The organism is Bordetella sp. BOR01, assembly GCF_019218885.1.
In the GTDB taxonomy this organism is placed as follows: domain Bacteria; phylum Pseudomonadota; class Gammaproteobacteria; order Burkholderiales; family Burkholderiaceae_B; genus Bordetella_A.
The window spans coordinates 921,802-934,188 of sequence record NZ_JAHUWT010000003.1; the positions used below are offsets into that span (position 1 = coordinate 921,802).

Below are 12,387 nucleotides of genomic sequence, written 5' to 3' on the forward strand. Positions count from 1 at the left end.
TGAAACAGCACTGGCCCGCTACGCTTACTGCCAGCTCTTGCCGGTGCGGGCCGCCACGACTTGCGGATCGTGCAGCAATACCTCGGCAAACTGGCGCACCAGGCCTGATGGCTCGGCATCCTGCCGCGTTACCAGGTGCAGGTCACGCAGCGCCCACCCGTCCTGCAAGGGTATGGCAATGATCGCGCCCTCGCGCGCCAACGGCTGGGCCACGCTGGACGGCACCACCGCCACGCCCACGCCGGCGCGTACCAGGTACAGCACCGAACTGAAATCGTGTGCATGCACGCGCACACTGACGCTCTTGCCCAGCCGCTCGGCCTGGGCCTGCACGAACTGGAAATTGCTGCTGGCGCGGTCCATGCAGACCTGCCCGTGCGCCAGCACATCCGCGTAGGCCACGCGGGGGCGTTGCGCCAGCGCGTGGTCGGGCGGGGCCGCACAGATCAGGCGATCGATCGCATAGAGTTCGCAGCGCAGGTCGGCATCGTTGACCTTGCCCGCGCAAATGCCGATATCGGCCTCGCCACGCTGGATCTTGCCGGCAATGGACAGGCTGTCCTGCTCTTTCAGGTTTACATCGATATGGGTATTTGAGGTCAGAAAACGCGCCAGGCTGGGAATGATGAAGCCGTTGAGCGAACTGCTGTTGGCCAGCAGCCGCACATTGCCCTTCAGGTTGCGCGCGTAGGCGCTGACTTCGGCCTGCATGGCTTGCAGGTCGGCCAGCAGGATGTCGACGTGGCGCGCCAGCGCCTCGCCGGCGGGCGTCAGGCTCATGCCCCTGGCGGAACGCACGAACAGCGGGCTGCCCGCGGCATATTCCAGGTTCTTCAGGCGATAGCTGGCCGACGGAGCGGTCATGTGCATCGCTGCCGCGCCCGCGGACAGGTTGCCCGCCTGGAGAATGGCCTTGAACAGGCGCAGATCTTTCAGCTCATAGGACATCGATCCCTCTTTGTGCGAACACCGCCGCAAGCCAAGACGGGATTGTCCTCCCGGGCCGCATTGGCGCGGCCCTGCGACGCGGGATCAGGCGCCCGTCTTGCGCGCCTTCTCGTCCAGGAACGCACGCATATAGCGCCCCGGCTCGCCCGTGTCGAACGCCGCGCCGAACTCCAGCACGCCATTCTGCAGCGAAACATCCAGCGGCTCGTCTTCCCATTCGCGCAGCAGGCGCTTCTGCTGGGCCAGCGCGCCTTGGCCGAGTCCGGCAAGCATACTCGCTATACGGTCGACTTCGGCATCCAGCGTGGCAGCCGGCACCACGCGGTCCAGCAGCCCCCACGATTCGGCCTGCTTCGCGTCGGCAACTTCCCCGGTCAGCAGCATCCAGTTCGCGCGCGCCTTGCCGATCAGCCGCGGCAACAGCGCGGCATGAATGATGGACGGCACGCCGACCTTGACTTCCGGCATGCCCATGTGGGCCTGGTCGGAGGCGATGCGCAGGTCGCAGGACAATGCCAGCTCCATGCCGCCTCCCAGGCACCAGCCGGGAATGCGAGCGATCACCGGTATGCGCAGCAAGCGCACGCCATCGCACAGTTGCCGCAGCCGGTCTATGTAGGCAATTGCGGCGGCGTGGTCGAAGAACGCCATCTCTTTGATGTCCGATCCCGCGACGAAGGCCTTTTCTTGGGCCCCGCGCAGCACCAGCACCTTGACGTCGTCGCGCCGGTCGATATGCGCCAGCATGCCGATCAGGCTTTCCACGACCGCGGAACTCAGGATATTGAGCTTGCCCGCTTCGCGGATCTCCAGCGTGCCGACACCGTCGTCGCGCAGCGAAAAGGCCGCATGGGGATAAGTGGGAATGTCGATGGCCATGGCAATCCTAGAGTTTTTCAAAACCGATGTCGTTCACGACCTTCTGCCACACGGCATTGGACCGCTCGATCGTGGCTGCGAACTGCTCGCGCGACATGTAATCCGGCACGGCGCCCAGACGCTCGATGTCGGCGATCACTTTCGGATCGGCCAGCACCTGCTTCACGGCCTGGTTCAGCTTGTCCAGCACCGCATCGGGCGTGCCGGCGGGTGCGGCCAGGCCGAACCACGAAGGCGTATTCAATTGCGGGTAGCCGACCTCGGCGTAGGTGGGAACATCGGGCATGGTCGCGATCCGCTTCGGTGAGGCCACCGCCAGCGCACGCAGCTTGCCCGATGCCAGGAACCCCGCCGACGAAGGCAGGTTGTCGAACACCACCTGCACCTGCCCGGCCATCAAGCCGACCAGCGCCGGGCCCAGGCCCTTGTACGGCACGTGCAACATCTTCGTGCCAGTGGCGCTCAAGAACAGTTCCCCGAACAGATGGCTGTAGCCGCCGCTGCCCGACGAACCAAAAGAGTAGCGGTCGGGATGGGCCTTGAGGTCGGCGACGAGCTGGTCGAACGTCTTGATGCCGGAGTCGCCGGGCACGTCCAGCACTCCCAGCACATTGGCCAGGTTGCTGATGGGCGCGAAATCCTTGATCGGATCGTACGGGGACTTGGCATGCACGCTGGGGTTGACCGCGTGCGAGCTTTCCACCGCCATGACCAGCGTGTAGCCGTCCGGCCGTTCGCGCGCCGCGTACCCGCTACCCACGGCGCCGCCGGCGCCCGGCTTGTTCACGACCACCACGGTCTGTCCCAATACCTCGCCGAGCTTGGGCGCCACGACGCGGGCCATGAGATCGGTCGTGCCGCCGGGCGCATAGGGCACCACCAGCGTGACGGCGCGATCCGGATAGGCGGCGTTCGCCGACCCGCTCGCGGCGCTGAAAGCCAGCGCCGCGGCGGCGCTCCAGAATTTGAATTTCATGTGTTGTCTCCAGTGTTGTGTTGGTCGAATCGTTGGAATGCCATGGCGCGGCATAGGCGGGCCCGCTCAGGGTTCGCCCAGCACCTCGCGGGTGTGTTCGCCCATCAATGGCGGCGGACGCATCGGCGCGGTGCTGTCGCGGCCCAGCATCGGATTGCGAACCAGCGGGATGTCGCCGAAACGAGGGTGCGACGCGTGCCTCAGCATGGCCCGGTGGCGCACCTGCTCGTCGGCGAAGACCTCATCCAGCCCGTTGACGGGCCCCCACGCGATACCGGCCGACTCCAGGCCCCCGGCCCAATGGGCGCGGTCTTGCGCAGCGATGATCTTGCCAAGCACTTCGCGCAGCGCGCCCATGTTCTGCACGCGATCGGCATTGGTGGCGAAGCGCGGGTCGCGCGCCAGGTCCGTATCGCCGCACAGCGTGCAAAGCTTGGCGAACTGGTTGTCGTTGCCCACGGCCAGGATGAAATAGCCATCGCGCGCCTTGAAGACTTCGTACGGCGCCAGGTTGGGATGCGCATTGCCGCTGCGCCCGGGGTTGCGGCCGGACACCAGGAAGTTCGCCCCCTGGTTGGCATTGATTGCCACCGCGACATCGAGCAGCGCGATATCCAGGTGCGCCCCCTGGCCGGTGCGCGTGCGCTGCAGCAGCGCGGCCAGGATGGCCGAAGTGGCATACATGCCCGTAGAGATATCCACCACCGGGATACCGGCGCGCAGGGGGCCGGCACCGAGTTCGCCGTCCGCGACGCCGGTATGGCTCATCAGGCCGCCCATGCCCTGGAAAATATAGTCATACCCCGGCTGCGCCGCCCGCGGGCCATCCTGTCCGTAGCCGGTGATCGACACGTACACCAGATCGGGGCGCAGTGCCTTCAGGCTGTCGTAGCCCAACCCGTAGCGTTCGAGCGTGCCGCTCTTGTAGTTCTCGACCAGGACATCGCAGGTGCGCACCAGCTCATGCAGCGCGCGTTGTCCGTCGGCCTGCGAGAAATCCAGGCAGATCGAGCGCTTGTTGCGGTTGCAGCACGTGAAATAGGCGGACAGCGTTTCTTCGCCATCGCGGGACTGCAGATAGGGCGGCCCCCACTTGCGGGTATCGTCGCCCTGCCCGGGACGCTCGACCTTGATGACGTCCGCGCCCAGGTCGGCCAGGTTCTGCGTACACCATGGTCCCGCCAGGATCCGCGACAGATCCAGCACGCGAATATTGTCCAGCGCCCGACTCAGCACGTTGTCTCCTCGATCATCGTCAACTCGTGACCGGGAGTCTAGGAAGCGGCCCGCGACGCGTCCAGTTCAAATGTTCTAAGGAAGCGTTCGAAACGCTCTAAGCCAGGTTCGCCGAACCTGGAAGCGGCGCCGGGCGGGCGCCGGGGATCAGGCCGTATCGTCTTCGTACCAGACGCCGTCGCCCAACATCATCCGATGGTGCCCTTCGCCGGCCGGCATCATGGGAAAGCAGTTTTCCTGCTCGGCCACCGCCACGTCCAGGAAGTACGGCCCCGGGTGCGCCAGGCATTGCGCCAGTGCCTCGTCCAGGCGCGCCGGATCATCGACCCGCGCCGCGCCCCAGCCGAACGCCTTGGCCAGCGCCACGAAATCGGGCAACGATGCGTTATAGCTGTGGCTGTAGCGCCCACCATGTATCAGTTCTTGCCACTGGCGCACCATGCCCATGTAGCCGTTGTTGCACAACACCACTTTCACCGGCGTATCGTGCTGCATGGCGGTAGACAGTTCCTGGATATTCATCAGCACCGACGCATCGCCGCTGACGCACACCACCGTCTTGTCCGGGTGCGCCACCTGGGCGCCGATCGCGGCGGGCACGCCATAGCCCATGGTGCCCGCGCCACCCGAGGTCAGCCAGCGGTTGGGGCGGTCAAAGCGCAGGTACTGGGCGGCCCACATCTGGTGCTGGCCCACATCGGTGGACACGATGGCATCCCGGCCGGCCAGCGCGGCATTCAGGCGCTGCATCAATTGCTGCGGCAGGATGGCCTCGCCTGCCGGCGGACAAGCCAGGCAGTCCTTGGCACGCCAGGCCTCGACGCGGCGCCACCAGTCGGCCAGCCGGCCGGCCGGCAACGGCTGCTCGTCCAGGGCAGCCCGCAACGCCTGGACCAGCGGCAGGCAATCGCCCACCAACGCCACATCCACCCGCACCACCTTGTTGATCGACGCGGGATCGATATCGATATGGATCTTGCGCGCATGCGGGCAGAACTCGGCCAGCTTGCCGGTGATGCGGTCATCGAAGCGCGCGCCTATGCACACCACCAGGTCGGCATGGTGCATGGCCATGTTGGCTTCCAGCGTGCCGTGCATGCCCAGCATGCCCACGAATTGCGGGTCCGACGCCGGGAAGGCACCCAGGCCCATCAGCGTCAGCGTGCACGGCGCGCCCGTGTGGCGCACCAGTTCGGTAAAGGCCTGGCAGGCCTCGGGGCCGGAATTGACCAGGCCGCCGCCGCCATAGAAAACCGGCCGGCGCGCCTGCGCGATCAGCGTCGCGGCGCGGCGCACGGCCGTCTGCGGCAACTTCAGGGGCGCCTTGCCGGCTTGGCGGCGCGCGCGCAGCACGGCCAACCGCCGGTGCTCCGATGCCGCCGCATCCGCGGCATGCACCGGCCTGGCCAGTTGCACGTCTTTCGGGAAGTCCACCAGCACCGGCCCGGGCCGCCCCTGGCGGGTCAGGTCGAAGGCCCGGCCCACCACGTCGGCCACATCTTCAACCACGCGAACCTGCGTATTCCACTTGGTGACCGAGCGCGAGATCCCCATGGCGTCGCATTCCTGGAACGCGTCGGTACCAATGGCCGAGGTGGCCACCTGGCCGCTGACGCACAGCACCGGAATCGAATCGCACATGGCGTCCAGCAGGCCCGACGTGGTGTTGGCCATGCCCGGGCCCGAGGTCACGAACACGACGCCCGGCCGGCCCGTGGTGCGGGCGTAGCCTTCCGCCGCGTGCACCGCCGCCTGTTCATGGCGCACCAGCACATGGCGCAGGCGCGGCTCGGCGTACAAGGCGTCGTACAGCGGCAACACGGCCCCGCCGGGGTAGCCGAACACCGTATCGACACCCCGTTCGATCAGGGTGTCGAGCAGAATTTCGGCACCGTTGCGGGCAGGGGATTCGTCGTGGCGCAAGGCGGCAAGGGCGGTGGCGTGGAGGCGGTCATTCATACTGAATATGTTATGCCGATCTGCAAAGAAGATTTCTCTTCTTTTCTACGAATTCCTGGATTTTCCAGTAAATTCATCTTTATTTCACCGGAAATCCAGAAAATGAAACTGGACAAGTTCGATCTCGCCATTCTCAAGGCGCTGCAACAGAACGCCCGTGCCAGCCTCAATGAAATCGGCGCCGAGGTCGGCCTGTCGTCCACGCCCTGCTGGAATCGCATCAAGCGCATGGAGTCGGCCGGCGTCATCCGCGGCTACACGGTGGACATCGATCCGGCCAGCCTGGGCTTCATGGACACGGTCATTGTGCACGTCACGCTGGAAAGCCACAGCGAGGAAACCCTGTACGAATTCGGCCGCGCGCTGGCGCAGATTCCGGAAGTACTGGAAGCCTTCCTGGTCTCGGGCGACTACGACTACTACATCCGCATCGCGGTGCGCGATACGCGCGACTACGAACGGCTGCTGCGCGAACGGCTCTACCGCATTCCCGGCATACGCCACAGCAAGTCCTGCTTCGTGCTGCGCCGCCTGAAGGAAACCCAGCTGCCGCTGACAGCACCGGTGGCAGAATAAACCTCGCGGCTGTCATCACCGCGCGCGCCCTGCGCCGATATAATCCCCGCTGCCCAGCTACATGCCTCTTGCCATCTTTCATGACCAACGCTGAACCCACCAAGCCCTGGCACGCCGTGCGCCGCTCCAAGCTGCACGGCAATGGCGTGTTTGCCGCACGTAAAATCCCGGCCGGCACGCGCATCATCGAATACGGCGGCGAGCGCATCAGCGCCAAAGAAGCCGATCGCCGCCATCCCACCAATCCCGACGATCCGTTCCACACGTTTTTCTTCGCGCTCACTACGGGCCGCGTGATCGACGGCGGCGACAGCGGCAACGACGCACGGTGGATCAATCATTCGTGCGAACCCAATTGCGAGGCGCAAGAAGGCCGCCACGGCAAGCGGGTGTACATCACGGCGCTGCGCGACATTGCCCGTGGCGAAGAACTGTTCTACGACTACGGCCTGGTGCTCGATGGCCGGATCACCAAGAAACTGAAGGCTGCCTATCTGTGCCTGTGCGGCACGCCGGCTTGCCGCGGCACCATGCTGGCCCTGAAGAAAAAGCAGAAATAGGGCCTGCCCGCCCAGGCGTACAATGGCGGTGGCCGCACCGTGCGGCCATAGCAGTACGTCTTCAGGGCGGGGCGAAAATCCCCACCGGCGGTAAGCCGCAATGCGGCAAGCCCGCGAGCGCCCGGCGTGCCTTACGGCAGCCGGGGTCAGCAGATCTGGTGCGATGCCAGGGCCGACGGTCATAGTCCGGATGAAAGAAGATGTGCCAGCTCATTCCCGCCTGCAGGCGGGGTGCGCGCGTCGGCCACCTGCCGGGGCGCAGCCCTGCCGGCGCGCGGATTTGCGTTTGGCTGTCGTTAGCCCTGAAACGTTTTTCGCCAACTTCCACTTGCGAGAGCGTTTCAATGTCCACCGCAATCCCCTCGGTACCGTACCTTCCCCCGGACCTGTACGCCCAGCCCTTCAAGGCACGCCTGGCGCGCGCGCTGCATCACCTGCGCCTGGGCCGCCCGGTCATCCTGATGGACGACTTCGACCGCGAGAACGAGGCCGACCTGATCGTGGCCGCCGACAAGCTCAGCGTGCCCGTCATGGCGCAACTGATCCGCGATTGCAGCGGTATCGTCTGCCTGTGCCTGACCGACGACACGCTGCAACAGCTGCAGCTGCCACCCATGGTCGCCCACAACGAAAGCCGCTACAGCACGGCATTCACCGTATCGATCGAAGCGCGCCTGGGCGTATCCACCGGCGTATCGGCCGCCGACCGCGTCACCACCATCCGTGCCGCCATCGCCCCCGGCGCGCAGGCCGGCGACATCGTCAGCCCCGGCCACGTATTCCCGCTGCGTGCCCAACCCGGCGGCGTGCTGGCACGGCGCGGCCACACCGAAGGCTCGGTCGACCTGGCCATGCTGGCAGGCCTGCGTCCAGCCGCGGTACTGTGCGAGCTGATGAATCCCGACGGCACCATGTCGCGCGGGCCCAGCATCGCCCGCTACGCCGCCGAACACGGCCTGGTGGCCCTGACCATCGCCGAACTGGCCGACCACCGCCGGCAGTTGGGCGCGCAAGCCCCGGTACAGCCAGCCCTGGCTGTCGCCTAGCCGCGCTCAGTCCCGCAGTGCCTGCGCCATGCGGCCCAGGCATTGCGCGGCATCGCCCACCACCACCGTGGCACTGCACGCCAGCATCAGGTTCAGGTTCAACCCGAAGTCTTCCACGGTGTGCCCCTGTGCATCGACATGGCGCGGCGGGTCGTCCGCCTGCGCCACGGCCAGCCTCTGCACCAGCGTATCGGCATGGTCCACATACGCCCATACCGGCTTGCCCAGGGCAACGGCATAGCCTACCTCGAAGGCCGTGCCCGAATCGGGCTCGGCGCCGCGAAACGCGTTCAGGTTGGCCAACACCGCATCGGACGCGCGGATCAGCGCCGTATTGGCTTCGTAGATCCACTGGGCCAGTGCCCGGGCCGGCAGGCCCGCGGGCGCCTGGCTATCCAGCGGATACAGGCCCGTGAAGCCATGGCTCTGGCATTGCAGCTTCAGCCATTCGCCATGCGCCAGCGAATCGGCGCGGAACACATCAAAGCCGGCCAGGTAGATGCGCTTCATGATCATGCGGCCGGACTCAATACCCGACCGTGAAACGGCGCCGCGCATGGCGCGGCGATTCCAGTTCGTCGACCAGCGCGATCGCGTAGTCTTCCATCGAGATCCAGCTCTTGCCCTCATCATCGGCCAGCAGTTCGTCGCCACCCACGCGGAACTTGCCGGTACGCTCGCCCGGCTCGAACAGGGCCGACGGCGACAGGAAGGTCCAGTCCAGCGTGTGTTCGTGGCGCAGGGTATCCAGGAACACCACGCCAGCGCGCGCCTCGGGCTTGTAGGCATCGGGGAATTCGGGCGTATCGATCAGCATCATTCCCGGTGCGACCCGCAGGCTGCCCGCGCCGCCCACCACCAACAGGCGGGGTACGCCGGCGCTTTGCACGGCCGCCACCAGCGGCTTGGCATCGGTCGATACGAACCTGGCGGCGCTGATCACCGCATCGTGGCCGGCCAGCAGCGGCGCCAGCGCGGCGGGGTCGGTGGCGTCGCCCTGCCTGGCCACCAGGCCGGGCCGTTCGACCACCTCGGCGGGATTGCGCGCAATGCCTGTGACCTGGTGGCCGCGGCGCAGCAGTTCGTCGGCGATGCGCGAACCCACGCGGCCCGTGATACCGATCAGTGCGATGTTCATGGTGTGCTCCGGAAACAGTAGGGATACTCCATGCTAGCCGCGCCGCCCGCGCGCACAAAGACCGCCGCGCGCGATAATCAGTTGCACATCATGCATCAATGGCGCGCTGCGCCTGGTACACCTGCAGATGCGCATAGGCCATGCGCAAGGTCTGCATGTCCAGCCCCAGGTTGCGGCCGCGATGCACCATGTCGCCCACGATATGGTCGGCCTCGACCCGGCCACCCTGGCTCAGGTCGCGGAACATGGATGCCGTCATGGACGATTCGCGGTCGGTCAGCACCTTCAGGGCGGCCGCATCGGCCTCGGCGCGCACGGTGTGGCCCGAAGCCGCCGCCACCTGCTGGCATTCGCGCAGCAGATCGCGCACGATGGCCTCGCCATCGTCGGTGGACACGATCTGGCCCACCGGCCCGCGCATCAGGCAGGTGGCCGCCGCCATGGTGGTCAGGAACACGTATTTTTCCCAGACGTCCTGCTGGATGGCGCTGCTCAGGCGGCTGCTGAAGGCCGCGTCGGTGAAGGCCGCCTCGAGTGCCACGCAGCGCGCGCTGCGCGGTTCGCCCGCACGTTCGCCGAACACCAGCGCCGCATGCTGGCCCAGGTGCCGCACCTGGCCGTCGGGGCCCAGCGTGGCATTGATCTGGCACAGGCCGCCCAGCACCCGTGCCGCGCCGAACTCGGCATCCAGTGTGTCGTACTGCAGCACGCCGTTCATGATGGGCAAGATGGCCGTATGCTCGCCCACCGCCGGGCGGATTGCCGCGATGGCACTGGGCAGGTCATAGGCCTTGCAACTGATCACCACCCCGTCGTAGGCGCCGTCCAGTTCGCCTTCGGTCACGATCTTGGGGCTCAGCACCGCGTCGCCGCGCGGGCTTTCGATGCGCAAGCCCTGCGTGCGCAGCTTTTGCGCACGCGCCTCGCGCACCAGGAAGGTGACGTCGGCGCCCGCCTGGGCAGCCCGTCCGCCGAAATAGCCGCCCGTACCGCCGGCGCCAAGAAACAACAATCGCATCAGTGTCTCCGCTGGAAAAATTCGGCGCCGCCTCGCCATGCGGCGCGCACGACACAAGATTATGCACCCGGGCGATGCTTGCGCGGAACAAGCTGCCTATAATCATTCGCGGTGCGCAAAAAAACCAATCTGGTGTGGCACGCCTCGACTCTTATCGCGTTGCGTGCAGGAGCCCTTGTCAATGACATTCCGCACTTCCCTGTCGGTCACCGGACGCATGCGGCGCAGCACGATACTGCGGCTGGGCGCGGCATGCGCCTGGCTGGCGGCGGGCCGGACGTACGCCCGGGCGCCAAGCCAGATCAAGGTCGCCGCGGTCTATACCGTGCCCATCGGACAGCAATGGGTCTCGCGCGTGCACCGGGCGCTCGTCCTGGCCCGCACGCGCGGCGATATCGACTACGCCTACTCGGAAAACGTGTCTCACGGCATGTACGAACGCGCCTTGCGCAAGCATGCCGACCAAGGTGTGCAACTGATCGTGGGCGAAGCGTTCCGTGCCGAAGAAGCCGCCCGCAAGGTGGCCCTGGACTACCCGCGAATCGCCTTCCTGATGGGATCTTCGGGACGCCCCCAGCAACCCAATTTCTCGGTGTTCGACAACTACATCCAGGAAGCCGCCTACCTGACCGGCATGATCGCCGGCGGCCTGAGCAAGAATGGCAAGATCGGCCTGGTGGGCGGCTACCCCATTCCTGAAGTCAACCGCCTGATGCACGCCTTCATGGACGGCGTACGCGAAATCAACCCCGACGCGCGGTTCTACGTGACGTTCATCGGTTCCTGGTTCGACCCGCCCAAGGCCAAGCAAGCTGCCTTTGCCATGATCGACCAGGGGGTCGACGTGCTATATGCCGAACGCTTCGGCGTGGCCGAGGCCGCGCAAGCGCGCGGCAAGCTGGCCATCGGCAACGTCATCGACACCCAGCCGCAATATCCGGACACCGTCGTGACCTCGGCGCTGTGGAACATGGAGCCCACCATCGAACGGGCGCTTACCATGGTCAGGCGCGGCACTTTCAAGGCCGACGACTACGGCAAGTATTCGCAGATGCGCTACCAGGGCTCGATGCTGGCGCCGCTGGGCACCTTTGCCGACAAACTGCCCGGCGGGCTGATGGCCAGCGTCCAGGCCCGGCAGAAAACCATCCTGGACGGCACCTTCAGCGTCAAGATCAACGACAATCCGCCGCACCCCACCGCCCCATGAATCAGGCCAGCGGCAGATAGATGCGCGTCTTCAGCTCGGCCGCGGGCGTGGTCTTGGGATCGTTCACGTACTCTTCCCACATGGGGAAATCCAGCGTCTCGTGGCCGCTGCCCGGCAGCCATTCCGAGAACAGCCAGTGGTAGGCGGCTTCGATTTCGCTATAGGGCCCGGTGTACTCCAGCACCGCGCAGGGCGCGGCCGGCAGCGCGAACGGTTCGAATACCGCATCGGCCGCAGCGCCGTCGGGCAGGGTCAGGCCGGCGCGCGAACGCAGCTTGTCGGCCGGCACCTGCGCCGGGTCGTCGTAGTACACGCCGAACGACCGCGTGGCGGGTCCGACCAGGTCGCGGCTGGAAGCCAGCATGAACAGGCGGTCGAAGGTGGCCCCGATGTGTTGATAGTCGCCCTGGTGCGCCAGGGTGGCCAGCGACGCGCCGGCAAATTGCTCGATGGTAGTGGGATACATGCCAAGCTCCTGAGGGTTGAAAGGCCTGGAGCGCGCATGACGATAACGGCCCGGCGGCACCCCGAACACGGTGCCGAAAGCCCGGTTGAAAGCGGCTTGCGACGTGTATCCGGCGCGTTGCGCCACTTGCTGCATGGGCCGGTCACCCGCCAGGTCCACCGACGCCCGGTGCATGCGCACGCGCAGCATCGTGGCGTTCACCGTCTCGCCCATCAACGCGCGGTACACGCGATGGAAATGATACGGCGACAGGCATGCCAAGTCGGCCAGGTAATACAGGTCGGGCGCCGCGTCGGGATGCGAGGCCAACCATTGCAGCACCGGTTCCAGCCGGTTGGCGTAGTGGATGCGGGTCTTGGATTTCATGTGTCCTCC

General features: G+C 66.2%; 13 protein-coding genes and 1 riboswitch. Of the genes, 4 read left to right on the forward strand and 9 right to left on the reverse strand.

Going from position 1 to position 12,387, the window contains the following annotated elements; all coding sequences use genetic code 11:
• Positions 1-24: 24 nt before the first annotated feature.
• From KW845_RS19175 to ilvB, 5 genes are all read right to left on the reverse strand, one after another.
• Positions 25-948, reverse strand: a complete 924-nt coding sequence (locus tag KW845_RS19175) for a LysR family transcriptional regulator (protein WP_218370929.1) — start codon at positions 946-948, stop codon at positions 25-27.
• Positions 949-1,032: 84 nt separating this feature from the next.
• Entirely contained in the window at positions 1,033-1,827 is a 795-nt protein-coding gene (locus KW845_RS19180) for an enoyl-CoA hydratase (protein WP_218370930.1), read from the reverse strand.
• A gap of 7 nt (positions 1,828-1,834) precedes the next feature.
• Positions 1,835-2,803 carry a tripartite tricarboxylate transporter substrate binding protein gene (locus KW845_RS19185; protein ID WP_218370931.1) on the reverse strand — a complete coding sequence of 323 codons (969 nt, stop codon included), beginning with the start codon at positions 2,801-2,803 and terminating at the stop codon, positions 1,835-1,837.
• A gap of 66 nt (positions 2,804-2,869) precedes the next feature.
• Positions 2,870-4,039 carry a CaiB/BaiF CoA-transferase family protein gene (locus KW845_RS19190; RefSeq protein WP_218370932.1) on the reverse strand — a complete coding sequence of 390 codons (1,170 nt, stop codon included), beginning with the start codon at positions 4,037-4,039 and terminating at the stop codon, positions 2,870-2,872.
• A 147-nt stretch (positions 4,040-4,186) separates the two neighbouring features.
• Positions 4,187-6,007: a biosynthetic-type acetolactate synthase large subunit gene (gene ilvB, locus KW845_RS19195; RefSeq protein WP_218371428.1), complete on the reverse strand. Its 1,821-nt coding sequence runs from the start codon at positions 6,005-6,007 to the stop codon at positions 4,187-4,189.
• Positions 6,008-6,100: 93 nt separating this feature from the next.
• Here ilvB and KW845_RS19200 point away from each other — a divergent pair, with 93 nt between their 5' ends.
• From KW845_RS19200 to ribB, 3 genes are all read left to right on the forward strand, one after another.
• The gene (locus KW845_RS19200; protein WP_218370933.1) at positions 6,101-6,574 is read left to right on the forward strand and encodes an Lrp/AsnC family transcriptional regulator; all 474 of its coding nucleotides are present in this window, start codon (positions 6,101-6,103) and stop codon (positions 6,572-6,574) included.
• Positions 6,575-6,654: 80 nt separating this feature from the next.
• Positions 6,655-7,134 (forward strand): SET domain-containing protein, encoded by a 480-nt coding sequence (locus tag KW845_RS19205; protein ID WP_218370934.1) that lies wholly within the window; start codon positions 6,655-6,657, stop codon positions 7,132-7,134.
• A gap of 53 nt (positions 7,135-7,187) precedes the next feature.
• Positions 7,188-7,340: riboswitch (FMN riboswitch) on the forward strand.
• A gap of 138 nt (positions 7,341-7,478) precedes the next feature.
• The gene (ribB, locus tag KW845_RS19210; RefSeq protein WP_218370935.1) at positions 7,479-8,180 is read left to right on the forward strand and encodes a 3,4-dihydroxy-2-butanone-4-phosphate synthase; all 702 of its coding nucleotides are present in this window, start codon (positions 7,479-7,481) and stop codon (positions 8,178-8,180) included.
• Between the two features lie 6 nt (positions 8,181-8,186).
• On the opposite strand, the gene KW845_RS19215 is transcribed toward ribB, so the two are convergent.
• The 3 genes from KW845_RS19215 to panE form a co-directional block, all read right to left on the reverse strand.
• The gene (locus tag KW845_RS19215; protein WP_218371429.1) at positions 8,187-8,690 is read right to left on the reverse strand and encodes a nucleoside 2-deoxyribosyltransferase; all 504 of its coding nucleotides are present in this window, start codon (positions 8,688-8,690) and stop codon (positions 8,187-8,189) included.
• Between the two features lie 16 nt (positions 8,691-8,706).
• Positions 8,707-9,318: an NAD(P)-dependent oxidoreductase gene (locus KW845_RS19220; protein WP_218370936.1), complete on the reverse strand. Its 612-nt coding sequence runs from the start codon at positions 9,316-9,318 to the stop codon at positions 8,707-8,709.
• 88 nt (positions 9,319-9,406) lie between these two features.
• Positions 9,407-10,336, reverse strand: coding sequence for a 2-dehydropantoate 2-reductase (gene panE, locus KW845_RS19225; RefSeq protein ID WP_218370937.1), 930 nt, complete (start codon positions 10,334-10,336; stop codon positions 9,407-9,409).
• A gap of 181 nt (positions 10,337-10,517) precedes the next feature.
• Here panE and KW845_RS19230 point away from each other — a divergent pair, with 181 nt between their 5' ends.
• Positions 10,518-11,546, forward strand: a complete 1,029-nt coding sequence (locus KW845_RS19230; protein WP_218370938.1) for a BMP family protein — start codon at positions 10,518-10,520, stop codon at positions 11,544-11,546.
• A gap of 1 nt (position 11,547) precedes the next feature.
• Here the strand turns inward: KW845_RS19230 and KW845_RS19235 are convergent, their stop codons facing one another.
• Positions 11,548-12,378 (reverse strand): GyrI-like domain-containing protein, encoded by an 831-nt coding sequence (locus KW845_RS19235; protein ID WP_218370939.1) that lies wholly within the window; start codon positions 12,376-12,378, stop codon positions 11,548-11,550.
• Positions 12,379-12,387: the final 9 nt, after the last annotated feature.